We start from the raw sequence: 22,843 nt of genomic DNA on the forward strand, positions 1-22,843 counted from the left end.
GACAAGAAGTTCGTGATCACGAACATCATCGTGTCCCAGAAGTTCCTCACCGAACACCCCGACGTCGTCGAGGCCGTACTCACCGGCACCGTCAAGACCAACGAGTGGATCAACGCCAACCCGGACAAGGCCAAGGCCTCCGCCAACGCCAAGCTCGCGGCCGAAGGCGGCAAGCCCCTCGACGCCAAGGTCATCGACCCCGCATGGCCCAGCATCCTCATCACCGACGACCCGCTGGCCGCAACCCTCAAGACGCAGTCGGAATGGGCGGTCAAGGCCAAGCTCATCGAGAAGCCCGACCTGGGCGGCATCTACGACCTGACGCTCCTGAACAAGGTCCTCAAGGCCGCCGGCAAGCCCGAGGTCTCCGACGCCGGCCTCGGCGCCAAGTAACCCCGTAATCCAGCAACCCCAGGAGGTGACGACCATGGCCACCACGCTTGCCAAGGCTGCCGAGGGCACGGTAGCGGAGCAGACGCACGCCGCACGCATCGAGCACGTCTCGAAGTCCTTCTCCGGCCCGGCCGGATCGCAGCTCGTCCTGGACGACATCAGCCTCGATGTCGCTCCCGGAGAGTTCGTCACCATCCTGGGCGCCTCGGGGTGTGGAAAGTCCACCCTGCTGAACCTGGTCGCAGGCCTGGACAAGCCGTCCGCGGGGTCCATCGAGACCCCCGGCGGCCGTCCGTCGCTCATGTTCCAGGAGCACGCCCTCTTCCCGTGGCTCACCGCGGGCAAGAACATCGAACTCGCCCTGCGCCTGCGCGGGGTGCCCAAGGCCGAGCGCCGTCCGGAGGCCGAGCGGCTGCTGGAGCTGGTCCGGCTCTCCGGCTCGTACGGCAAGCGGGTCCACGAGCTGTCCGGCGGAATGCGCCAGCGCGTGGCCCTGGCCCGGGCGCTCGCCCAGGACAGCCAACTGCTGCTGATGGACGAGCCGTTCGCGGCGCTCGACGCCATCACCCGCGACGTGCTGCACGGCGAGCTCACCCGCATCTGGGAAGAGACGAACTTGTCCGTCCTGTTCGTCACGCACAACGTCCGCGAGGCCGTACGGCTCGCGCAGCGCGTGGTCCTGCTGTCCTCGCGCCCCGGCCGGGTCGCCAAGGAGTGGACCGTGGGCATCCCGCAGCCGCGCCGCATCGAGGACGCGGACGTCGCGGAGCTGTCCCTTGAGATCACTGAACACCTGCGTGGGGAGATCCGCCGCCATGGCCAGCACTGAAACGAAGGCGAAGACGGACGACCTCGCCGGACTGGAGGCGGGTCTCGACGCGCTCGACGCCGTCCAGACCCACCGCACCCCGATCCGCGAGGTCCTGGTCAAGAAGGTCCTGCCGCCGGCCATCGCCGTCGGCCTGGTCCTCCTCGTCTGGCAGATCCTCGTCGCGGCGAAGGTCACCGACGAGACCAAGCTCCCCGCCCTGTCCTCCGTCTGGGACAGCCTGTCCGACATGTGGATGAAGGGCACCCTGCTCGAGGTCATCTGGACCAGCGTCTCGCGCGGTCTGCTCGGCTTCCTGCTGGCCCTGGCCATCGGCACCCCGCTCGGTCTGCTCGTCGCCCGGGTGAAGTTCGTCCGCGCCGCGATCGGCCCGATCCTGCAGGGCCTGCAGTCGCTGCCATCGGTCGCCTGGGTGCCCCCGGCGGTGCTCTGGTTCGGGCTCAACGACGCGATGATGTACACCGTCATCCTGCTCGGCGCCGTCCCGTCGATCGCCAACGGTCTGGTCTCCGGCATCGACCAGATCCCGCCGCTGTTCCTGCGGGCCGGCCGCACCCTGGGCGCCACCGGCCTGCGCGGCGCCTGGCACGTGGTCATGCCGGCCGCGCTGCCCGGCTACCTGGCCGGCCTCAAGCAGGGCTGGGCCTTCTCCTGGCGCTCCCTGATGGCCGCCGAGATCATCGCCAGCTCCCCCGACCTGGGCCTGGGCCTGGGCCAGCTCCTCGAGAACGGCCGCAACAACATCGACCTGCCCGGCGTGTTCCTCGCGATCATCCTGATCCTGGTCGTCGGCATCGCGATCGACCTGCTGATCTTCAGCCCGGTCGAGCGGTGGGTGCTGCGCACCCGCGGCCTGCTGGTCAAGAGCTGATCACGTGTCCGCGCACGTCACGCACTCCACGCAGGCCCCCGCCCTGCTGGTCATCGCCCACGGCAGCCGCGACCCGCGGCACGCGGCGACCGTCCACGCCCTCACCCGGCGGGTACGGGCGCTGCGGCCGGGGCTGCGCGTGGACACCGCCTTCCTGGACTTCGACACCCCGACCGTCGACCAGGCGGTGGCCTCGCTCTACCTGTCGGGCGTACGCGACATAGTGGCGCTCCCGCTCCTCCTGACGCGGGCGTTCCACGCGAAGTCCGACATCCCGGCGGTGCTCGCCGGAGCCACGTCCCACCTGCCGGACCTCTCGATCCGGATCGCGGATGTGCTCGGCCCGTCGCCGCTGCTGCTGGCGACCCTGGAGCGCCGGCTGTGGGAAGCCGGCCTCACCCCGGCGGACCGCGCCACCACCGGTGTGGTGCTCGCGTCCGCCGGTTCCTCCGACCCGGAGGCGATCGCAGTGATCGCTGAAATCGCGCGGGAGTGGCGGCACACCGGTTGGTGCGCCGTGCGGCCTGCGTTCGCCTCCGCTGTTCTCCCCCGGACCGAGGACGCCGTACGGGCGCTGCGCGCGGAGGGCGTCCGCCGGATCGCGGTGGCCCCCTACGTCATCGCCCCCGGCCGGCTCCCCGACCGCATCACGGCGGGCGCCGAAGCCGCGGGCGCCGACGTGATCTCGGCCGTCCTGGGCCCCTCCCCGGAACTGGCCCGACTGCTGCTCCACAGATTCGACGCGGCAACCGTCTCCCCGGCCCGCATCCCGGCCCTGGCGGCCTGACCCGGCATTTCAGCCGTCCGGCGTTTGAGGACCGGGGTCCGGGGCGCAGCCCCGGGGAACGGGCGAAGGGTGGTGGGTAGGGGACTTCGCCCCGCGCAGCGGCAAGGGTCGCCGCGGGGGCTTCGTTCCGCAGGGCCCGCCCACCCGCACCCCTCGGCTACGCCCGCGCCGTGGCCTCATCGGCCAGGGCGGTCAGGTCCTCGATGGACATCGCACCCGGCGGCAGCCCCTCCCGGGCGAAGATGTTCGCCGCGACGCGCAGCGTGTCGTTGACCGGCGTGGCCACCCCGTGCAGCCGCCCCAACAGCACGATCTCCCCGTTGAGATAGTCCGCCTCCACCGACCCCGTACCCCGCGCCAGGCTCTGCCAGGACGACCCGCCCCGCACCGCTCCGGCCGGCGCCTCCACCTTGCCGTCGCGGGCCTCCGCCTGCTCCGCATCCGAGGCGCAGGCGATGCCCGCGGCGGCGAAGGCCGCCTTCGCCTCGCGCACGGCCCGCAGCAGCAGCGCCGCCTTCGCGGGCTCCGGCTCGGGGCCGGTCGTCGCCTGGACCGCGTTGCCCAGGTTGCCCAGCAGCTTCGCGTACTTCCACCGCATCACGTCCTCGACGACCGGCGCCTCGAACCCGGCCTTCTCCAGGTCGGCCGCGATCCGCCGGGCGGGCCCGTCGGCGCCTCCGGTGGCCTTGCCGAGATGCAGGATCCCGGTCAGCGGGGCGCACAGCGCGGAGACCACCCCCGGCTCCAGGAAGGTCGCCGGCAGCCACACGCAGACCCCGTACACGCGCGCGAAGCGCCGTAGGGCGAGGCGTTCGCTCTCCACGCCGTTCTGCGCGCACAGCACCGGCAGCCGCTGGGCTGCCGTACCGCCGCCCGCGACCTCCGCGTCACCCCACGCGTCGAGCGCGGCCAGCGCGTCCTGGGTCTTCACGGTCAGCAACAGCACGTCGTCGGGGCGCAGTTCACCCAGCTCTGCCGGCCCCGTGACGACGGGCAGCCGGTGCACCCGCTCCCCGTCCGACAGGGTGAGCCGCAGCCCGTTCGTCCGCAAGGCCTCCGCGTGGGGGCCGCGCGCGACGAGGACGACCTCACTGCCGGACTCCGCGAGCCGTCCGCCGATGGTCGCGCCGATCGCTCCGGCGCCGATGATGATGTAACGCATGCCTCGAGCCTGGCACATCTGCGGGCCTGGGCTACGGTCGGGCCATGCCTGTTGACGTGGATGAGACGTTCGCCCTCGGCGGGGACCTGCCCGTACGCCGCCTCGGACTCGGCACCGGCGGGCTGGTCGGCGCCGGCTACTGGGGCCCGCGCGCGGAGCGCCCCGCATCGGTCGCGCTGCTGCGCACCGCCGTCGCACGCGGGGTCACCCTGATCGACACCGCCGACAACTACGGCCCTCACCTGGCCGAGGAACTGGTCGCCGAGGCCCTCCACCCGTACGGGGAGGACCTGGTGGTCTCCACCAAGGGCGGGGTGGTGCGCACCGGCCCCGACCAGTGGCACGCGGCGGGCCGCCCGGAGGACCTCCGCTCCATGTGCGAGGCGAGCCTGCGCAGGCTCCGCCTGGACCGGATCGACCTGTACCAGCTGCACCGCTTCGACCCGGCCGTCCCGCCGGCGGAGCAGCTGGGCACGCTGGCCGAGCTCCGGGCGGAGGGCAAGATCCGCCACATCGGGCTGAACACGGTGACGGCGGACCAGCTCCGGGAGGCCCTGTACCTGGTTCCGGTGGCCTCGGTCCAGAACCCGTACAACCTCCTGGACCGCTCTTCGGCGGAGCTCCTGGCCCTGTGCGAGGAACGCGGCATCGCCTTCCTCCCGTACTACCCGCTGGGCAGCGGAGCCCTGACCCGGGAGAGCGCCGCCGCACTGACGGCGGTCGCCACCGAACACGGCGCGTCCACCGGCCAGATCGCCCTGGCCTGGCTCCTGAGGCACTCCCCGGTCCTCTGCCCCACCCCGGGCACGGGCTCCCCGGCCCACCTGGCGGAAAACCTGAACGCTGCAACGGTCCACCTGACCCCGCAGGAGGTATCCCTGCTGAACGGACTGGCGGACTAGGGCCCTTCGGTGAGGGGTGCGGTGCAGCAGCCCGCCCCGGGGTCAGTCCTGCGTGAGCTCCACCAGCTTCGCGACCGTGTTCCAGTTGCGGGTGGTCACGTCCAGGCCCTTGACGACGGCCGGCTTCGCGAGGGCCTCGGCGAGTTTGGAACGGCCCAGGCCGTTCGGGGCGTAGAGGTAGATGACGCGGTCGCCCACGCGGTACTCCTCCGGGAGGTGAGCGGGGGCGTCGATCGGGGCGAAGCGGGACTCGGCGGGCTGCTCGGAGCAGAAGGTGGCGTGGAGCTGTTTGCCTTCGAGCTCGGCGGCCGGGAAGGGACAGGCGTCGGCCACGGCGCGCAGGTAGGCGCCGTCGACCACCAGGCAGGAGACGCGGAAGCCGAAGTGGGCTTCGATGGCGGCCTCCAGTTCGCGGGCGAGGGCGGCCGGGGCCTTCCCGCTCGCGCTGGCGAAGACGGCGTTGCCGCTCTGGAGGTACGTCTGGACGTCCTCGTGGCCCAGGCCGCCCAGGACCTGGCGCAGCTCGGCCATCGGGACCTTCTTGTTCCCGCCGACGTTGATGCCCCGGAGCAGTGCCGCGTACTTGGTCTTGGTCGTCTTGGTCATGTCTGCACGATAGGGCTCGCCCCTGACAGCGCATGCGACATCGGCGGGGGCGGGGGGAAGGGCCCCGCCAGGGGGTCAGGCGGCCGCGCGCCGTAGGTGCAGGTGGCCGTCGAGCGGGTAGGAGGGCGGCGCCGACGGCAGGATCCTGCTGAACGTGTAGCCGCTCTTCTCGGCGACCCGGCAGGATGCCGCGTTGTCCGCCTGGTGGAGGAGTTCGAGGCATTCCAGGCCATCGGCACGGAAGGAACGGAAGGCCCAGGCGGAGAGGGTTTCCAGGGCTCGTGGGGCCACGCCCCGCCCACGGGCCCGTGCTGCCGTCCAGTAGCCGACCTCGGCGCAAGCCTTGCCCGGGCCCGGTCCGACTCCCTTCAGCACCACGTGACCCACCAGCCGCGGCGGCGTCGCATCAAGCACCTCGGGGACCCCAGGAGTCTCAGGAGCCTCCTCCAGGACGGCGAAGCCGAACCGGGTGCCCGATGCCCAGTCCCGCTCTCGATCCCGCACCCACCGCAGCCCCTCGTCCGCACGCTCCACGGGAGGACTCGCCCAACGCCGCAGGTCGGGGTCCCGGTACGCCTCGACCAGCGCGGCAACGTCTTGCACGCACCAGGGGCGAAGGAGGAGAGCGGGAGCGGTCGGCGTCGCGGCCGCGTGGAGGGTGACGGGAGCGTTCATGGCCGGATCGTACGCAGCGGCGGCTCGACCCGAGAGGGGCGTGAGCCGGTCCGCGCTCGCAGCGCGTGGAGGGACCGGTCGAGAGCCGGCTGCGACGGCGGCCCGTCACCGCCCGTCGGGCAGTTCGGCCTCGATCAGGTCGGCTGCCTGGCGCGTGCCGCCCTCCGTCGCCGTCTCGTGGCGGATCCGGTCCGCGCGGGCGGCCACCTCCGGATCGGCGACCAGGGCGAGGACGGCCTCGCGCAGGGTCGCGGCGTCGGCCTCGGCCATCGGGACGTGCCGGGCGACACCCAGGGCGGCCAGCATGTCGGCGTTGCCGAACTGGTCGACGGCTTGCGGGACCGCGACCATCGGGGTGCCCGTGGCCAGCCCCTCCTGGCTGCCGCCGGCGCCCGCGTGGGTGATGAAGGCGTCGGCCTGGCGCAGGATGTCCAGCTGCGGAACCCAGCGGTGGACCTCGACGTTGGCGGGGATCTCGCCGAGCTCGGCCTCGTCGGTGAACTTGCCGATCTGGAGCACCACGTGCCAGTCGGGCAGGTCCGCGAAGGCCTCGGCGCAGGCGCGGTAGAAGGCCGGCTGCTTGGTGAAGGTGGATCCGAGGGAGACCAGGAGGACCTTCTTGCCGACCGCGGCCGCCGGGCGCGTCCAGGTGCCCTGGGTGGCGCTGCGGTCGCCCTGGCAGGCGCCGACGAAGGTGTACACGGCTTCGTCGACCCGGTCGGCGTTCGGCTGCAGGGCGCGCGGGATGAGGACGACGCTGCGGCGGGGACGGCCGACGAACCGGTCGCTGTCCTCGTCGATGCCGTTCTCGTCGAGCCAGGCCCGGAACCGGGCGTAGTACGCCTTCCCGCGTTCGGAGGCGCGCAGTTCGGCGAACATCGGCTCGGCAACCTCCTCCTCGTAGCCGGTCCACGCGACCAGGTTCGGGGAGAGGGAGACGGCGGGGACGCCCCAGCGGTGGGCGAGGACGATCGCCGGGTAGGCGGTGATGTCGTGGAGGACGAGGTCCGGTTCGTCGCCCTCGAAGGCGGCCGCGAGCTGCGGGAGCGCCTGGACGGCGTCGGCGAGGAAGGGCTCGATGTTGTCGATGAGCTCGGTGCCCCACGCCTCGGGGTCGTCCTCGGTGGGGAGGGTGGAGTTCCAGATCACCGGGGTGGCGCCGGTCTCGGCGATCTTGTCGGCATACGCGGCGGGGATGGCGTAGCTGACGCGGTGGCCACGGGCGACCAGTTCGCGGATCACTTCGATGCTCGGGTTCACGTGGCCGGCGGCGGCGATGGAAAACATGGCGATGTGGGCGGGCTTCGCGGTCGTGGTCATGAGGAGAAGATAACGAGACGAGACGTCTCGTGCAACCTCTGGGGGAGATTCGGAAAGGCGGGCCGGATGCGAAACTTGTCCGGTCATGAGCACCCGGGTACGCCCCGGTGCGCCATCCCGGGCATCCGGGAAACGGACGGACTGCGGAGACGACTGCATGGACGAGGCACGCGCCCGCGAGGCCCTGACGGCGGCGGGCCTGGCACGGGCGGGGTCGCCCGCTCCCCGGCTGCTGGCCCTCGGCGAGAACGCCGTCTTCGCGCTCGACGGCAGCGGCCTGGTCGCCAAGGTCGGCCGGGAGGCGGCACTACTGCCGCGCGCCGAGCTGGAGCTCAAGGTGGCGGGCTGGCTCGCGGAGTCCGGCGTCCCCGCGGTCCGCGCGGCCGAACCGGAGCCGCGGCTGGTGGACGGGCACCCGGTGACCTTGTGGCACCGGCTCCCCGACGCGGTCCGCCCGGCCGGCCCGGAGGACCTCGCGGCCCTGCTGCGGCAGATCCACGCCCTGCCGGCGCCCTTCTTCGCCCTGCCCCCGCGCGACCTGCTGGGCGGGGTGGAGCGCTGGTTGCGGCTGGCGGGCGGGGCGATCGATCCGGCGGACGCGGCGTACCTGCGGGCCCGCCGCGACGGGTACGCCGCCCAGGTCGCCGCCCTCACCCCGCACCTCGCGCCGGGCCCGATCCACGGCGACGCACTGCCCCGCAACGTCCACGTGGGCCCGGACGGGCCGGTGCTCGTCGACCTGGAGACGGTCTCCGCCGACCTGCGCGAACACGACCTGGTGGTGATGGCCCTCTCCCGCGACCGGTACGGCCTGCCCGGCGCGGCGTACGAGGAGTTCACGGCGGCGTACGGCTGGGACGTGCGCGACTGGGAGGGCTGCGCGGTCCTGCGCGGCGCCCGCGAAACGGCCAGCTGCGCCTGGGTCTCCCAGCACGCCCCGGCCAACCCCAAGGCCCTGGCGGAGTTCCGCCGCCGGGTGGCCTCCCTGCGCGAGGGCGACCCGGAAATCCGCTGGCACCCTTTCTAGGGCCTGTCGTATCAATTCCCCCATATGAAATTGCCCCTCTCCATCCACCGGGCCCGGCTAGGCCCGGCGGAGTTCAAGGTGATCCGCCCGGCCCGGCCGCCGGCGCGTGCGGTGCTGTCGGACGGCTACTGGTACCTGGACGCCCAGGTCGACCAGCGGGCCGCACAGCTCGTCGCCGGGCTGTGGTCGCTCGCCGCCACCTCCCCGCGCTCACTGGTCCACGTACCGCTGCGGCGCACCGACCCCGACACCGGGGAACCGGGCCTCGACCTGGTCCTCCTGCACCACTCGCTCCAGTTCGCCCCCTCGCGCTGGAAGGAGCTGCGGGCCCGGCTGGGCCCGGGCCGGCCGCAGACCGCGGATCTTCCCGGACCGCCTTCGGCCGACCGCGGCACCGACCGCCGGCCGGAGCGGCACCACCGGGAGAACCGGGACCGGTTCCACCAGCACGTCCACGCCGGGACGCTGTTCATGACGGGCAGCGCCAGGCTGTTCGCCGAGACCTCGTGGCTCTTCGCCGACGTGGCCCACCGGGGTCCGGGCTACGTGCAGGCCCACCCGGGCCACGCGCACTACTGCGCCAGGATGGGCCAGGGTGACGGCCTCGTCGCCGACGGCGGCGGCAGCGGGCTCCACGTCGTCTACCGCGAGCAGTGGCCGGACCGTTGACCCGCCGCCCCCGACCCACCGCCCCTCGTGAGGGTCAGGCCGCCGCGCCGGAGTCCGTACGGGCCTGCCATGCGCGCCCGATGCCGCGCAGCATCGCCGGGTACACCCCGAGGTGGCGGAAGGGCTTGATGCCCACCATGTACACGGCGCCGAGGAGCCCGTTCGGCTTGACCAGGACGGCCATCCGGCCGTGGTACCCGCCCGCTCCGTCCGCGTCCGGGACCCAGCCGATGTGCAGGATCCCGTGCACGGTCCGGTTGGCGGTCTCCAGGACCCACTCGTCGTGCGTCTGGTAGACGGTGCTGAACGAGGACGCGCCCGCTCCCGGCCCCCGGGCGCTGCCCCGGAGGTCCTCGGGCAGCCGGTCCCGCAGGCTCGGCACCCGGCCGCCGAGGCCGTCGGCGGGCTCGTCCCAGCCGAACAGCGCCCCCAGCTTCCAGCGGACCGCGAAGAGCGCGCGCACCACCGGGGAGGTGCCCTGCTGCCCCCAGCCCTTCTCGAACTGCTCCACGAGCCGTGCGAGGTCGTCCGGACCGCCCGGCGTCGGGAGCTCCCACACGTCCTCGACCCGGAAGTCGCCGGCGATCGCGTGGATCCGCCAGGGGCGGCCGGTGTGCGCGGTTCTGGGAAGTCTCATGAGCGAGCCCCGATCTATACGATGCCGTATAGAAAAGACTAGCACCGATCTATACGGCACCGTATAGATCGAGTCCGTGGATGTACGGCTCCATGGATCCGTACGTCCACGGCGTACGGCTCCATGGATCCGTACGTCCACGGCTCGAGTTCACGTGAGGGGAGGCGACACCGTGGGCGCGACCCGCACGCCACGTCGCAGCTGGATCGAGGAAGGACTGCGCGCGCTCGCCGCCGGAGGCCCGGAAGCCGTCCGGATCGAACCGCTCGCGCAGGCTCTCGGCGTGAGCAAGGGCGGCTTCTACGGACACTTCGGCAACCGGGACACCCTGCTCGCCGAGATGCTCGACACGTGGGAGCGCGAGGCCGCCGAGGCCGTGATCGAACAGGTCGAGGGCGCGGGCGGAGACCCCAGGGCCAGGCTGAAGCGGCTGTTCGCGATCGCCGGCGCCTCCGACACCCCGGCGCGGGGCGTCGCGACCGACCTCGCGATCCGCGACTGGGCGCGGCGCGACGAGTCCGTCGCGGAGCGGCTCCGGCGCGTCGACAACCGCCGCATGGACTACCTGCGTTCGCTGTTCGGCGCGTTCTGTCCCGACGAGGACGACGTCGAGGTCCGCTGCATGATCGTCTACTCCCTGCGGATCGGCAATTACCTCATCGCCGCCGACCACGGCCCCCGGAGCCGCCCCGAGGTCATGGAGCACACCCGGGACTGGCTGCTGCGCTAGCGGGAGCGCGATCCCCGGCCCGAGCCGAGCCCGAGCCCGCCGTCAGATCCGGTACGGCACGACGGGCCAGGCCCGCTCGACTATCGCCTCGGGGTCCGAGGTCCGCCGCAGGTAGCTCTGCAGCGAGGCCGCCTGCTCGGCCGCCGCGCGGATCTGGAGCTCGTGGAGGTCCGCCAGGGCGACCGTCCCTATCGCCGCGTGCACGGCCCCCATCCGCCGCGCGGCGCGGGCCGCCGCCAGCGCGTCCGCGCCCGCGTCGTGCGCCGCTTCCAGGCTCACCCCGTAGTGCTCGCAGAGGGCTTGGAGGGTCCGCCTGCCCTTGCGGTACCGGTCCGCGTGCTTGTCCAGGACCAGGGGGTCGATGACGGGCGGCGCGGTCGTCCCGGGCCAGCGCTCGCCGAGCGGACGGATCCCGTGGCGGCGGCACTCGCGGTCCAGCAGGGTCAGGTCGTACCGCGCGTTCATCACCACCAGCGGGGTCCCGGAGCTCAGCGCCTCCACGAGCGCCTTGGTGATCTCCTCGATCGCCGGGGCCGCGGCCATCCCCCGCGAGCGGGCGTGGTCCGTGGAGATGCCGTGGATGGCCGAGGCCTGCTCCGGGATGGGCACGCCCGGGTCGACCAGCCACGTCCGCTCCCGCGCCACCTGCCCGTCCGGCCCGACCGCCACGACGGCCGCCGTCACGATCCGGTCGGACTCGGTGTCGGTGCCCGTGGTCTCCAGATCGAAGGCCACCATCGGCCCGCCGTGCCAGTCCCCCATCCAGTCCCCCGCCCAGTCCCCCATCACGTGCCCCCCGTACCCGTACCGCTACGTCAACGGCTTTCAGCCTGACACGGGCCACTGACAACCCCGGAGCCGGGTCCGCCCGCCCGCTCACGACACCGGGCGGGAGTCCTGCCAGATCGACTCGAATTCTTCCCGGTAGGTCGGGAACAGCCCGTGCTCCTGACCGGGTCGGACCTGGGAGGCCCGCCCGCCGCCCCGCAGGACCAGGACCGGCGCCTCCATGCCCCGGGCCCGGCGCAGGTACGACTGGACCACCGCGATGCCCGAGGACTCGCCCTCCACCAGGTACGCGGTGAAGCGCGGGGTCTCGTCGAAGACGTGGATCTCGAAGCGCGAGGGGTCGCGCAGGCCCGCCCGCACCCGCCGCACGTGCAGGATGTTCATCTCCACCGAGCGGCTCAGCTCGCCCTTGCGCAGGCCGAGCTCCCGCTCGCGCCGCTTGACCGCGCTGCTCGCCGGGTTCAGGAACAGCAGCCGCACCCGGCAACCGGCCTCCGCGAGGCGTACGAGCCTTCGGCCCGAGAAGTTCTGGACCAGCAGGTTCAGCCCGATGCCGATGGCGTCGAGCCGCCGCGCGCCGCCGAAGAGGTCTTCCGCCGGGAGCTGGCGCTGCAGCCGCACCCGGTCCGGGTGGACGGAGATGACGTCCGCGTACCGGTCGCCGACCAGGTCCTCGACGGCGTCGATGGGCAGCCGGTCCGCCGCCGGCGAGCCCCCGCCGCCGCCCAGTACCTCCAGCAGCCGCGCCGACGCCCGCTCGGCCTGTTCCAGGACCGCCCGGGACAGGGCCCGGTTGCGCGAGACGACGTTGCGCGTGACCTCCAGCTCGTCCAGCGCCTGCTCGATCTCGCGCCGGTCGTCGAAGTAGGGCTCGAAGCAGGGCCAGTGCTGGACCATCAGTTCGCGCAGCTGCGGCAGGGTGAGGAAGCTCAGCACGTTGTCGTCGGCGGAGTCCAGCAGGTAGCCCTTGCGGCGGCTGACCTCGCGTACGGCGACCGCGCGCTGCACCCACTCCTGGCCGGCGGGGCCCGCGGCCGCCACCACCCAGTCGTCCCCGCCGTGGACGGGCTCGTAGACGGGCCGGAGCACCGCTCCGACCACGGAGCGCAGCCGCTGTTCGATCAGGTTCAGCCAGATGTACGCACGGCCGGCGCGCTGGGCCCGGGTCCGGACCTCGCTCCAGGCGTCCGCGCCCCAGTCCAGCTCGGCACCGGCTCCCGCCTGCGCCTTCCCGGTCCCGCCGGCTTCCGGCGGGGCCAGCGACACGGCCCCGGCGGGGATTCCGCCGGCCGCACCGCCCGCGGCGTCCGCCGGGCCGCCCTCGTGACCGCCGTCACCAGGGGGCAGCTCCAGACCTCCCGAGCTCACCCGTGCACCGCCTCCTGCGTCTGGACGCCCGTCTCCAGTGATCACGGAAGGGTACTCCGCGCGTGCGGCCCCCTGCAGCCCGATGCGCGCCCCTGGGCCCGACGCGGGCTCACGGTCCGTACCCGGTCCGTCCGTTGGCCCATTATCCGCTCTGCCGACGATCGGATCTCCCCATGGTCCACCGAACCTCTTATCAGCTCTCCGGGTCACCCGGTAGGACCCTCCCAAGTCCCCGCGTGGAAGCCCTCTTTCGGGGAAGATCTGGCAGGGACGTGGTCCACGCCGGATCAGCCGACACCGAGGGGAAGAGTCGTTTTCTATGCAGGTCTGGCCGGGACAGGCGTATCCGCTCGGTGCCACGTATGACGGCGCCGGCACCAATTTCGCGGTCTATTCGGAGGCCGCCCGACGCATCGAACTGTGCCTGCTGCACGACGACGGTTCGGAGACCGCGATCGAACTGCGGGAGACCGACGCGTTCGTCCGGCACGCCTACTTGCCGGGCATCATGCCCGGTCAGCGCTACGGATTCCGGGTGCACGGGCCGTACGAGCCCGAGCGCGGACGGCGCTGCAACGCGGCGAAACTGCTCCTGGACCCGTACGCGCGGGCCATCGCGGGGAGCATCGACTGGGGCGAGGAGGTGTACGGCTACCACTTCGGCCGCCCCGACTCCCGCAACGATCTGGACTCCGCACCCAAGAGCATGAGTTCGGTCGTGGTCAACCCGTACTTCGACTGGGCCAACGACCGGCCGCCGCGCCACGAGTACCACCACACCGTGCTCTACGAGGCCCACGTGAAGGGCCTGACCATGCGCCACCCCGACCTCCCCGAGGAGCTGCGCGGCACCTACGGCGCCCTCGCGCACCCCGCGGTGATCGGGCACCTGACCAAGCTCGGGGTGACGGCTCTGGAGTTGATGCCGGTCCATCAGTTCGTCAACGACCACCGCCTCGTGGACGACGGGCTCAGCAACTACTGGGGCTACAACACCATCGGCTTCTTCGCCCCGCACAACGGCTACGCCTCGGGCGACCGCGGCCAGCAGGTGCTGGAGTTCAAGTCGGCCGTACGGGCCCTGCACGAGGCCGGCATCGAGGTGATCCTCGACGTGGTCTACAACCACACCGCCGAGGGGAACCACCTGGGCCCGACGCTGTCCTTCCGGGGGCTGGACAACGCCTCGTACTACCGCCTCGCGGACGATCCCCGGCACTACATGGACACCACGGGCACCGGGAACTCGCTGCTGATGCGCTCCCCGCACGTGCTCCAGCTGATCATGGACTCGCTGCGCTACTGGGTCACCGAGATGCACGTGGACGGCTTCCGCTTCGACCTGGCGGCCACGCTGGCCCGCCAGTTCCACGAGGTGGACCGGCTGTCCTCGTTCTTCGACCTGGTCCAGCAGGATCCGGTGGTCAGCCAGGTCAAGCTGATCGCGGAGCCGTGGGACCTGGGCGAAGGCGGCTACCAGGTGGGCAACTTCCCGCCGCTGTGGACCGAGTGGAACGGCAAGTACCGGGACACCGTACGGGACCTGTGGCGCGGGCAGCCGCGCACGCTCGCGGAGTTCGCGGGCCGGCTGACGGGCTCCTCCGACCTCTACCAGGACGACGGCCGGCGGCCGCTGGCCTCGATCAACTTCACCACCTGCCACGACGGTTTCACCCTGAACGACCTGGTCTCGTACAACGACAAGCACAACGAGGCCAACCGCGAGGGCAATCGGGACGGCGAGACCCACAACCGCTCCTGGAACTGCGGGGTGGAGGGGCCGACGGAGGATCCGGAGATCGGGGAGCTGCGCGAGCGCCAGATGCGCAACTTCATCGCCACGCTGATGCTGTCGCAGGGCGTGCCGATGATCAGTCACGGCGACGAGTTCGCCCGCACCCAGGGCGGCAACAACAACGCCTACTGCCAGGACAACGAGCTGTCGTGGGTGAACTGGCCGGAGCCCGGCAAACCGGCGCCCGCCCTGCTGGAGTTCACCCGGCGGATGGTGTGGCTGCGGCGGGAACATCCGGTGTTCCGGCGGCGCCGCTTCTTCCACGGCCGGCCGGTGGAGGGGACGCACGACGAGCTCTCGGACATCGCCTGGTTCACCCCGCACGGCGAGGAGATGCGGGCCCGTGACTGGCAGGCGCAGCACGCGCGGGCGCTGGCGGTGTTCCTGAACGGGGAGGCCATCTCGGAGCCCGGCACCCGCGGGGAGCGGATCACCGACGACTCGTTCCTGCTGATGTTCAACGCGGGCGCCGAAGCACAGGACTTCACGGTCCCGGCCGGGCACGGGGCGCAGTGGCGCCTGGTCGTGGACACGGCACGGCCGGAGGTGCTGGCACCCGGTACCGGGCCGCAGTACGCGGCCGGGGACCGGGTGACACTGACAGGACGGTGTCTGGTGGTGCTTCAGCGCCCGGCATAGGCGCCGCTACGGCGCCCGGCGTGGGCGCCGCTTCAGTGACCGGCGTAGGCGGCGCCTTCCAGGAGGACGTCCGGGCGGCCGCCCCCGCCGGCCACCACCGGCGCGTGCGTCCGGGCCGACGGCACCCGGGTGACCAGGGCCAGGACCAGGCACAGGGCGGCCGCCCCCACGGCCACCGCGAAGGCGGCGGAGGGCCCGTACGCCTCGGCGAGCCGCCCCGAGACGGCGAGCGAGGCGGCCTGGCCGGCGACGAGGGAGCTGGCGGCGAAGGCCATCGACTCGGCGAGCCGGCACGGGCTCACCGCGCGCTCGGTGATGGCGAAGGCGGTGATCAGGTGCGGGGCGTAGGCGGCTCCGAGCACGGTGACGACCGCGTACAGCGGCCACAGGGTCTCCGTGAAGAGCAGCGGTACGGAGAGCACGAGCGCGGCGGCCGTGGCCCAGCGCCAACGCAGCCGCAATCCGAAGCGGGCGGGCAGCGCGCCGAGCGAGAGCCCGACGGCGGCGCTGACGACGCCCATGGCCGCGTACACGATGCCGGCCTGGCCGGGGACGCCCAACTGTGCGGTCAGGGCGGCGATTCCGGCCTGGCAGGCGCCGAACATGGCGCCCTGAAGGGCGAGGGAGCCCCGTACCGCGAAGACCACGCGCGGCGGGCGCACCCGGGAGCGGTCCTTCTCCCGGCGGACCCCTGCGGGCACTCCGGCCGTGACGGCGGCGGTCGGGTGCAGTGCGTAGAGGGTGCCGAAGACGGCCACGAGGGCGGCCGCGCCGCCGAGGGCGACGGCCGGGTGCAGGACGAGGGTGGCCAGGCCCACGAGGGCGGGTCCGAAGACGAAGGAGACCTCGTCCAGGGTGCCTTCGAGGGAGTGGATGGCGCCCACGACGCTCTCGTCGGACTTGGCACGGTGCGCCAGGGCCACGGAGCGGGTACGGGCGAGCGGTCCGATCAGCGGGACGGAGGCCCCGGTGACGGCGCCGATCGCGGCGAGCGGGACGGTGGCGAGGTCGGAGAGCGCCCCGGCCACCAGGGCCGCGGTCGCCACGGCGTTGACCGCGGCGGCCGTCAGCACCACGGGGCGCTGCCCGTGACGGTCGGCCAGCCGGCCCAGGACGGGCCCGAAGACCACCTGGCCTGCGGAGAGGGTGCCGCCGACTATGCCCGCGGTGGCGAGGGAGCCGCTGGTCTCGGCGACCAGGAGGACGCTGCCGAACTGCGACATCGCGACGGGCAGTCGGGCGAAGAAGGAAAAGAGCGGGAGTAGGGGCCCGGTCAGGGCAATGACTTTTCGATAGGTGTTGACGGTTCCAAACACTTGAGCAACGTTAACCCGGTGCAGTCACCCGGATGCATTGGGTAATGGCACGGAATCCCGCATCCTGGGTACGTACGTTCTCATGAGCCTGCCCCTGCGCACCGGTCGCCCGAGTCCCGCGTTCAACCGGCCGGAATCCGATGGACCACCGGCCGTCACCCCGGCATCGACCTACCGCCTCCAGCTGCGCCCCGAGTTCACCTTCGGGCACGCGCGGGCCGTCGTACCGTACCTCGCCTCGCTCGGGGTCTCGCACCTGCACCTGTCCCCCGTACTGGAGGCCGTGCCCGGCTCCTCGCACGGGTACGACGTCACCGACCACACCCGGGTCCGGGTGGAGCTGGGCGGGGAGGACGGACTGCGGGCCCTGGCCGCCGAGGCCCGTGAGCACGGGCTCGCACTGGTGCTCGACATCGTGCCGAACCACATGGCACTGCCGGCGCCGCTCCGCCTCAACCGGCCCTTGTGGGAGGTGGCCCGGCAGGGTCCCGGCTCGCCGTACGCGCGCTGGTTCGACATCGACTGGGAGGCGGGCGGGGGGCAGCTGCTGCTGCCCGTGCTCGCCGAGCCGCTGGATCCGGGAGCCGTCGAGGTCGTCGGCGGGGTCGGGGCCGGCGATCGTGCCGTGCTGCGGATCGGGGAGCTGGAGTTCCCGCTCCGGGAGGGCACGGCCGGGCTGGAGCCGGCGGACCTGCTCGCCGCCCAGTGGTACCGGCCCGCATGCTGGCGGGAGGCCAGGACCAGCCTCAACTACCGTCGCTTCTTCACCATTTCGGAGCTGATCGGGGTGCGGGTCGAGGACCCCGAGGTCTTCGACGCCACGCACGCCAAGGTGCTGGAGCTGGTCCGGGACGGGGTCGCCGAGGGGCTGCGGATCGACCACGTGGACGGCCTGGCCGACCCCGCGGGATACCTGCGGCGTCTGCGGGACTCCGTCGGCGGTCACTGCTGGGTGGTGGTCGAGAAGATCCTGGCCCGCGAGGAGCGGTTGGCTCCCGCCTGGCCGGTGGCCGGAACCACCGGGTACGACGCGCTGTACCGGGTGGACGGGGTGCTGACCGACCCTGCCGGGGCGGCGCGGCTCGACGCCCGGTTCCGCGAGGCGACCGGGCAGCCCCGTTGGGAGCGGACCGCCGCGGCGGGTGCCCGAGAGGTCCTGACCGGCGACCTGGCCGCCGAGCTGGCCACGCTGGAACGGCTGTCCGGACCGGAACTCGCCCCTGCCGTGCGTGAGTTGCTCATCGCCTACCCCGTCTACCGGCCCTACCCCGGCGATCCGGAACTCGCACCCAAGGCCCTGGAGCGGGCCGCCGCGGAGGCCGGCGCGGCCCCGGTGGCGGGCGTACGCGAACTCCTGCTGCGGGACCCGACCTTCGCGGCCCGCTTCGCCCAGACCTCGGCGGCCCTGCGCGCCAAGTCCCTCGAGGACAGGGCGTTCTACCGGTACGCCCCGCTGCTGTCGGCCACGGAAGTGGGCGGGGATCCGGGGGCTCCGGCGGTCACGGTGGCGGAGTTCCACGCGTACTGCACCGAGCAGGCGCGGCTGTGGCCCCGCTCCGGGACCGTGCTGACCACGCACGACACGAAGCGCAGTGCGGACGTCCGGGCCCGGATCTCGGCGCTCTCGCAGGACCCGGAGTCCGTACCGGCGCCGGCCGGGGCGGATCCCCAACTCGCCTGGGTGGCCTGGCAGACGGCGTTCGGACTCGGGGCCGACGGCTCCCCCGACGAGCGCCGCGACCGGCTCGCCGAGGCCCTGCTGAAGGCCGTCCGCGAAGCCGCGCTGCACACCACGTGGACCGAGCAGGACCCCGCGTACGAGGCCACGGTCCCGGGGTACCTCCCGGCGGCCGCACCGGAGCCGTCCGGGCCCCTGGCGGCGGCGGCCCGCGCCAATCTGCTCGGCGCGGCGCTGCTGCACCTGGCCATGCCCGGGGTCCCGGAGGTCTACCAGGGCGCGGAGACGGAGTACCGGGGCCTGGTCGACCCCGACAACCGGCGGCCCGCCGTCTTCCCCCGGGAGGCCCTGGCCCGGCTGGACGCGGGAGCCGCGCCGTCCGGCACGGCCGAGGAGAAGCTCGCCCTCACCGCCGCCCTGCTGCGGCTGCGCCGGAGCCGGCCCGGGCTGTTCGCCGGCTACGCGCCGCTGACCGCCCGGGGCCCGGCGGCGGAGCACTGCGTGGCCTTCGCCCGGGGCGCCGGAGCCGGTTCCGGCCCCGGTTCCGGACCCGGCCTGGTGGCGGTGGCCACCCGGCTGGCGTACGGCCTGGCGACGGCGGGCGGCTGGCGGGACACCGCCCTGACCCTGCCTCCGGGCCGGTGGCGGCGGCAGGCGTTCCTCGGGCCCGCGGAGGGTACGCACGAAGCCCCGTACGAGGGCGAGGCGCCGCTCGCCGCGCTCCTCGGCGGCGCCTCGCCGGTCGTGATCCTGCTCAGGGAGGACGCCGACCCGGCGTGACTCCGGCCGACCGGTCCGCCTTCCCGTACAACCATCGGGGCTGATCAGCCGTCGAAGCCGTGCAGTCGATGCCAGGCGAGACACGGGGGAATCCGGTGAACAAGTTCAAGAGGACGATGACGGCCGTCAGTACGGCGGTTGTGCTCACGGCCATGGGCGTGGTGGTGGCACCCGCCGCCACCGCCGCGCCCCCCGGCACCCCGGGGGGCTCCTCCCCGTCGGCCGTCCCGGCCGAGCTGCGGGCTCCGCTGGCGGCGGACACGGGGGCGAAGAGCCTGGAGAGCACGGTGCCGACTGCCGGTGTCTACAAGGACGAGGACAATCGGTTCATCGTCTTCACCGGTTACCAGGACGCCAATGTCCCGGCCCCGACCCCGGTCCGGGTCGAGGTGCGCCGGGCGGGCACCGACAAGGTCGTCGCCGTGGTCGACCAGCTCACCTTCCACTTCGACAACGGCGGCACCTCCGAGATAGGGAGCGACACGAGGTGGTACCAGGGCGACGACCAGCCGCTCGTCCTCGCCGACATGGGGGACTACGAGCTGGACGTGTACGCCAAGGACCGTGACGGCAAGGAGCTGAGCCGCCGCAACGCCGGACGGTCCACCTACGCGCTCGACGCCCGGTTCCAGGCGAGTTCCAGCCGGACCGAGTTCTCCCTGGACGACCTCGACGCCCAGGTCACCGGCTCGGTCACCGCGGTCCACCCGCGCAACGGCCGGCGCCTGCCGCTGGCCGGTGCGAACGTCCGCGTCTCACTCGGGAGGGGCACTACCGATGCGGTGTCCGACGCACAGGGGCGGTTCACCACCTCCGTCGCCGCACTCGGCAACGAGACCAGTCTGTCCCTCACCGCGGAGCTGGTGAGCGGGGACACCGGGAGCCCCCTGACGATCGACGTCCGGACCAAGCCCCAGGAGGCCGTACTCACCCTCTCCACCCCGGGGCCCCTCACTGTGCGGTACGGGACCGCTGTGAACCTGCGCGGCAAGCTCGCCCGCCGTGCGGCCGACGGCACGGTCAAGCCCGTGGCCGGCGGGCACGTGGCCATCCAGGAGAACGCGCAGGGCTCCTATCGCGCGCCCGTCACCGCGGGTGACGACGGCGTCTTCGCGTACGCGCCCACGATCCTCAGAACCGGTTCCTGGAACGTGAGCGTCGACCACATCTGGCTCACGGGGGGCGGCACGCGCACCGCGACCGTAACCAAGATCACCCACACGACCAAGGTCGTCGAGGAGAAGCTGGTCTCCACCACCAAGTACGGCAAGCTGACCATCAGCGGAAAGGTCCTCGTAGACGGCGTCACCAGCCAGCAGGCGCCCGTCGAGATCCAGTACCAGGAGTCGTGGTCCGGCCGATGGGTCACCGCCCAGTCCTTCGTGGTGCCCTACAACAAGACGTTCACCGTGACGGCCGGCCCGCCGGCTTACACGGCGGTTCCCGACAACTGGCGGGTGCACACCCCGGGCACCACCAACATCGGCCCCAGCAGCGGCACCCGGGTGATCCGCCAGACGCGCACCAAGACCCGCTTCTCCGACGCCAATTTCACCCCGCGCCCCGTGGCCAAGGGACAGCAGCTGACCATCACCGGAGTTCTGCAGGCCTACGACCCCGTCAAGGGGTACGTGGCCTATCCCGGAAAGAAGGTCCGCTACTACTTCCGGCCCACGCCTACCTCCGCGTACCAGGAGATGGGCACCTCCGTCTCCGGGGCCAACGGAGCCGTCAGCCAGAAGTTCACCGCACAGACCAGCGGCCAGTGGCTCATCCGCTTCGTCGACGCCGACGCCACCCACCTCACCGGCAACAGCTACGTGAGCATCGTCCAGGTCACGGGCTGACCCGGCGCCGATCGGCAAACTTCCCGGTCACAGCACTAGGGCACGCGCAGGGCGGGAATGGGACCGTCTGTGACCCTCATCCGTGACATGTGCTACCCCACCCCTCACGAACTGGCCCTGGCCGCACGCGCCCTGGCCGATGAACACCCCGCCCTGGCCCGGCTCCGCCAGATCGGCGCGTCCCGGTCCGGGGAACCCCTGTGGCTGCTCTCCGTGGGCTCCACGGAGATGGCCGGGGCCGCGGACCGGACCACCGCGAACGTGCTCGTCGTCGCCGGCGCCCACGCCAACGAGCCCGTGGGCGGTGCGACCGCCCTCGCGCTCGCGCGCAGGCTCCTCCACGAAGCCGCGGGCACCGGCGGCGCCGAGGCCGGCGGCGCGGCAACGCGCACCGGTGCCGGGGCGGACCCCGCCTCGGCCCCCGCCGCCCCAGCCATGGTCACAGCCACCTGGCACTTCCTGCTCTGCGCCGACCCCGACGGAGCGGCCCTGCACCGCACGCCCCGCCCCTACTCCCTGCTCGACTACCACCGGAACTTCTTCCGGCCGCCCGGCCCCGAACAGCCGGAGTGGGCGCCGTCTTTACTGCCCCCGGACCGCCTGCCGCCCGAGACCCTCGCCCTGACGCGGCTCATCGACGAGCTCCGGCCCGCCCTCCAGGTCTCCCTGCACGGCACCGATCTCGGCGGCTCCTGGGTGCAGCTGACCCGGGACATACCCGGGCTCGCCGAGCCCTTCGGGAAATCGGCCGCCGAGCTGCACATTCCCGTCGAGACCAGCGCCTCCGACGCCTCGGGCTGGCCCTCGCCGGGGGCGGGGATCTTCGTGATGCCCGAGCCCGGGACCACGGCCGAGGGGCCCTTCCATCCCGAGGACACCCGGCTCAGCACCTGGTACCACGCCCACCGCCACGCCGGCACCACCGCGATCGTCGAAGTCCCCATGTGGGCCTCGGACCTGGTGGACGACCCGGCCCCGCACCCCGACCCCCGCGCCGCCCTGCGCATCCTGGCCGGCCGGCTCACCGCCGACGCCGCGCGGGTGGCGGCCCTGCGCGAGGGCGCGGGCGGCGGTACGGATCCGGGCGCCGCGGCCCTGCTGCGCGCGGTGGACTGGACGCTCGCGCTGATCCCCCGGATCGCCGCCGAGTGGACGGGCCCCGGAGCGCCCGCCGAGGCGACGGCCGCGTACATCGGGAGCATCGACGCCTTCGGCCGGCGGCTCTCGCTGCGCGCCGCGGCGATGCTGCTCCGGGTGCTGCGCGCCCAGGGACAGCCGACGGCGTCGGCCGTGGACCGGCTCGTCACGGGGTGGTGCGAGGAGTTCGCGGACCGCTTCCAGGCACGCTGGGTCCCGGTGGCCACGCAGGTGGAGCACCAGTCCCGCGTTGTCCTGGCGGCCTACGACCGGCTCGTGGCGGCGGGGCGGTAGGCGAGGGGGCGATCGGATCAGCGGGGGTGGCGGTCGCGGGCTACTCCGCCGGCAGGGCGTACCGGAGCTTCGGCTTGGCGGTGGCTCCGAGCCGGTCGTAGAAGCGGATCGCGCCCTCGTTCCAGTCGGGCGTCTGCCACTCGACGTGGCCCAGGCCCAGCTCGCGGGCCAGCGCGGCCACCCCGTCCATCAGGGCGGCCCCGAGGCCGTGCCCCCGGGCCTCCTCGGCCAGGTAGAGGCAGTCCATGTGGAGGTACTCGCGGGCCTCCCAGAAGGAGAACTCGGCCGAGCAGGCGGCGTACCCGGCGACCTCGCCACCCGGGGTCTCGGCCAGCAGCACCCACAGCCGGGCCCCGTCGGCAAACAGCTGCGCGCCGAGCCGGTCGGCGAGACCGGCCGTGCGCGGCGCGGACCTCTCGTACACCATGTGCTCCCGCATGAGCTCGACCAGCCGGGGCAGGTCCTCGGGGCGCGCGGGCCGTACGACGGGGGCGGCAGACGTGTGTTCCATGGGTGCCATCCTCCGCACGGCCCGCCTCCACCCGCCAACCGGGTCCCGCATCCCTGGGCCTCCACCCGCCAACCGGGCCCC

Annotated in this window: 19 protein-coding genes and 2 pseudogenes; 12 read left to right on the plus strand and 9 right to left on the minus strand. The window is 72.9% G+C overall.

Features of this window, described 5'->3' with window-relative positions:
* The 4 genes and pseudogenes from ACFVX6_RS34445 to ACFVX6_RS34460 form a co-directional block, all read left to right on the plus strand.
* Positions 1–393, plus strand: a pseudogene (locus ACFVX6_RS34445) (sulfate ABC transporter substrate-binding protein); the annotation flags it as partial.
* A 34-nt stretch (positions 394–427) separates the two neighbouring features.
* On the plus strand, positions 428–1,222 hold the full coding sequence (locus ACFVX6_RS34450) for an ABC transporter ATP-binding protein (RefSeq protein WP_266903612.1): 795 nt from the start codon (positions 428–430) through the stop codon (positions 1,220–1,222).
* Positions 1,209–2,093 carry an ABC transporter permease gene (locus ACFVX6_RS34455; RefSeq protein ID WP_389698237.1) on the plus strand — a complete coding sequence of 295 codons (885 nt, stop codon included), beginning with the start codon at positions 1,209–1,211 and terminating at the stop codon, positions 2,091–2,093. Before ACFVX6_RS34450 ends, ACFVX6_RS34455 begins: the two co-directional genes overlap by 14 nt.
* 4 nt (positions 2,094–2,097) lie before the next feature.
* The gene (locus tag ACFVX6_RS34460) at positions 2,098–2,880 is read left to right on the plus strand and encodes a sirohydrochlorin chelatase (RefSeq protein WP_389698239.1); all 783 of its coding nucleotides are present in this window, start codon (positions 2,098–2,100) and stop codon (positions 2,878–2,880) included.
* A gap of 157 nt (positions 2,881–3,037) precedes the next feature.
* Here ACFVX6_RS34460 and ACFVX6_RS34465 read toward each other — a convergent pair whose 3' ends face one another.
* Positions 3,038–4,042, minus strand: a complete 1,005-nt coding sequence (locus tag ACFVX6_RS34465; protein WP_389698241.1) for a ketopantoate reductase family protein — start codon at positions 4,040–4,042, stop codon at positions 3,038–3,040.
* A 44-nt stretch (positions 4,043–4,086) separates the two neighbouring features.
* On the opposite strand from ACFVX6_RS34465, the gene ACFVX6_RS34470 reads away from it, so the two are divergent.
* Entirely contained in the window at positions 4,087–4,944 is an 858-nt protein-coding gene (locus tag ACFVX6_RS34470; RefSeq protein ID WP_389698243.1) for an aldo/keto reductase, read from the plus strand.
* 42 nt (positions 4,945–4,986) lie between these two features.
* Here the strand turns inward: ACFVX6_RS34470 and ACFVX6_RS34475 are convergent, their stop codons facing one another.
* From ACFVX6_RS34475 to mgt, 3 genes and pseudogenes are all read right to left on the minus strand, one after another.
* Positions 4,987–5,550, minus strand: a complete 564-nt coding sequence (locus tag ACFVX6_RS34475; protein ID WP_389698245.1) for a DUF1697 domain-containing protein — start codon at positions 5,548–5,550, stop codon at positions 4,987–4,989.
* Positions 5,551–5,625: 75 nt separating this feature from the next.
* Positions 5,626–6,225 (minus strand): GNAT family N-acetyltransferase, encoded by a 600-nt coding sequence (locus ACFVX6_RS34480; protein WP_389698247.1) that lies wholly within the window; start codon positions 6,223–6,225, stop codon positions 5,626–5,628.
* 105 nt (positions 6,226–6,330) lie between these two features.
* Positions 6,331–7,613: pseudogene (mgt, locus tag ACFVX6_RS34485) on the minus strand (macrolide-inactivating glycosyltransferase).
* Between the two features lie 89 nt (positions 7,614–7,702).
* On the opposite strand from mgt, the gene ACFVX6_RS34490 reads away from it, so the two are divergent.
* Together ACFVX6_RS34490 and ACFVX6_RS34495 are read left to right on the plus strand one after the other, a co-directional pair.
* The gene (locus tag ACFVX6_RS34490; protein ID WP_389698249.1) at positions 7,703–8,572 is read left to right on the plus strand and encodes a phosphotransferase enzyme family protein; all 870 of its coding nucleotides are present in this window, start codon (positions 7,703–7,705) and stop codon (positions 8,570–8,572) included.
* A 24-nt stretch (positions 8,573–8,596) separates the two neighbouring features.
* Entirely contained in the window at positions 8,597–9,241 is a 645-nt protein-coding gene (locus ACFVX6_RS34495; RefSeq protein ID WP_389698251.1) for a hypothetical protein, read from the plus strand.
* Positions 9,242–9,275: 34 nt separating this feature from the next.
* Here the strand turns inward: ACFVX6_RS34495 and ACFVX6_RS34500 are convergent, their stop codons facing one another.
* Complete coding sequence (locus ACFVX6_RS34500; protein WP_389698253.1) at positions 9,276–9,878, minus strand: DUF2867 domain-containing protein; 603 nt, start codon at positions 9,876–9,878, stop codon at positions 9,276–9,278.
* 172 nt (positions 9,879–10,050) lie between these two features.
* Here ACFVX6_RS34500 and ACFVX6_RS34505 point away from each other — a divergent pair, with 172 nt between their 5' ends.
* Positions 10,051–10,608, plus strand: a complete 558-nt coding sequence (locus tag ACFVX6_RS34505; RefSeq protein WP_389698255.1) for a TetR/AcrR family transcriptional regulator — start codon at positions 10,051–10,053, stop codon at positions 10,606–10,608.
* Between the two features lie 42 nt (positions 10,609–10,650).
* Here ACFVX6_RS34505 and ACFVX6_RS34510 read toward each other — a convergent pair whose 3' ends face one another.
* Together ACFVX6_RS34510 and ACFVX6_RS34515 are read right to left on the minus strand one after the other, a co-directional pair.
* Positions 10,651–11,394, minus strand: a complete 744-nt coding sequence (locus tag ACFVX6_RS34510; RefSeq protein WP_389698257.1) for an exonuclease domain-containing protein — start codon at positions 11,392–11,394, stop codon at positions 10,651–10,653.
* Positions 11,395–11,484: 90 nt separating this feature from the next.
* Positions 11,485–12,765, minus strand: a complete 1,281-nt coding sequence (locus ACFVX6_RS34515; RefSeq protein ID WP_389698259.1) for an SAV2148 family HEPN domain-containing protein — start codon at positions 12,763–12,765, stop codon at positions 11,485–11,487.
* Positions 12,766–13,084: 319 nt separating this feature from the next.
* On the opposite strand from ACFVX6_RS34515, the gene glgX reads away from it, so the two are divergent.
* Entirely contained in the window at positions 13,085–15,199 is a 2,115-nt protein-coding gene (glgX, locus tag ACFVX6_RS34520) for a glycogen debranching protein GlgX (RefSeq protein ID WP_389698261.1), read from the plus strand.
* A 32-nt stretch (positions 15,200–15,231) separates the two neighbouring features.
* On the opposite strand, the gene ACFVX6_RS34525 is transcribed toward glgX, so the two are convergent.
* Positions 15,232–16,515, minus strand: a complete 1,284-nt coding sequence (locus tag ACFVX6_RS34525) for an MFS transporter (protein ID WP_389698263.1) — start codon at positions 16,513–16,515, stop codon at positions 15,232–15,234.
* An 82-nt stretch (positions 16,516–16,597) separates the two neighbouring features.
* Here ACFVX6_RS34525 and treY point away from each other — a divergent pair, with 82 nt between their 5' ends.
* The 3 genes from treY (at position 16,598) to ACFVX6_RS34540 (ending at position 22,251) form a co-directional block, all read left to right on the plus strand.
* Entirely contained in the window at positions 16,598–18,973 is a 2,376-nt protein-coding gene (treY, locus tag ACFVX6_RS34530; protein ID WP_389698265.1) for a malto-oligosyltrehalose synthase, read from the plus strand.
* A 95-nt stretch (positions 18,974–19,068) separates the two neighbouring features.
* Positions 19,069–20,820 carry a hypothetical protein gene (locus ACFVX6_RS34535; protein WP_389698267.1) on the plus strand — a complete coding sequence of 584 codons (1,752 nt, stop codon included), beginning with the start codon at positions 19,069–19,071 and terminating at the stop codon, positions 20,818–20,820.
* 69 nt (positions 20,821–20,889) lie between these two features.
* A complete protein-coding gene (locus ACFVX6_RS34540) occupies positions 20,890–22,251 on the plus strand; it encodes a M14 family zinc carboxypeptidase (protein WP_389698269.1) in 1,362 nt (453 codons plus the stop codon).
* 40 nt (positions 22,252–22,291) lie between these two features.
* On the opposite strand, the gene ACFVX6_RS34545 is transcribed toward ACFVX6_RS34540, so the two are convergent.
* On the minus strand, positions 22,292–22,762 hold the full coding sequence (locus ACFVX6_RS34545; RefSeq protein ID WP_389698271.1) for a GNAT family N-acetyltransferase: 471 nt from the start codon (positions 22,760–22,762) through the stop codon (positions 22,292–22,294).
* Positions 22,763–22,843 lie beyond the last annotated feature (81 nt).

It is taken from the genome of Streptomyces sp. NPDC058289, assembly GCF_042880975.1.
In the GTDB taxonomy this organism is placed as follows: domain Bacteria; phylum Actinomycetota; class Actinomycetes; order Streptomycetales; family Streptomycetaceae; genus Streptomyces; species Streptomyces stoeckheimensis.

Excerpts from the sequence above, each read along its gene's own strand:
- ACFVX6_RS34455 (WP_389698237.1), top strand. The coding sequence starts at position 1,209 with ATGGCCAGCACTGAAACGAAGGCGAAGACGGACGACCTCGCCGGACTG.
- ACFVX6_RS34545 (WP_389698271.1), bottom strand. The coding sequence starts at position 22,762 with ATGGAACACACGTCTGCCGCCCCCGTCGTACGGCCCGCGCGCCCCGAG.
- ACFVX6_RS34470 (WP_389698243.1), top strand. The coding sequence starts at position 4,087 with ATGCCTGTTGACGTGGATGAGACGTTCGCCCTCGGCGGGGACCTGCCC.
- ACFVX6_RS34510 (WP_389698257.1), bottom strand. The coding sequence starts at position 11,394 with ATGGGGGACTGGGCGGGGGACTGGATGGGGGACTGGCACGGCGGGCCG.
- ACFVX6_RS34475 (WP_389698245.1), bottom strand. The coding sequence starts at position 5,550 with ATGACCAAGACGACCAAGACCAAGTACGCGGCACTGCTCCGGGGCATC.
- ACFVX6_RS34490 (WP_389698249.1), top strand. The coding sequence starts at position 7,703 with ATGGACGAGGCACGCGCCCGCGAGGCCCTGACGGCGGCGGGCCTGGCA.
- glgX (WP_389698261.1), top strand. The coding sequence starts at position 13,085 with ATGCAGGTCTGGCCGGGACAGGCGTATCCGCTCGGTGCCACGTATGAC.
- ACFVX6_RS34480 (WP_389698247.1), bottom strand. The coding sequence starts at position 6,225 with ATGAACGCTCCCGTCACCCTCCACGCGGCCGCGACGCCGACCGCTCCC.
- treY (WP_389698265.1), top strand. The coding sequence starts at position 16,598 with ATGAGCCTGCCCCTGCGCACCGGTCGCCCGAGTCCCGCGTTCAACCGG.
- ACFVX6_RS34495 (WP_389698251.1), top strand. The coding sequence starts at position 8,597 with ATGAAATTGCCCCTCTCCATCCACCGGGCCCGGCTAGGCCCGGCGGAG.
- ACFVX6_RS34450 (WP_266903612.1), top strand. The coding sequence starts at position 428 with ATGGCCACCACGCTTGCCAAGGCTGCCGAGGGCACGGTAGCGGAGCAG.
- ACFVX6_RS34500 (WP_389698253.1), bottom strand. The coding sequence starts at position 9,878 with ATGAGACTTCCCAGAACCGCGCACACCGGCCGCCCCTGGCGGATCCAC.
- ACFVX6_RS34465 (WP_389698241.1), bottom strand. The coding sequence starts at position 4,042 with ATGCGTTACATCATCATCGGCGCCGGAGCGATCGGCGCGACCATCGGC.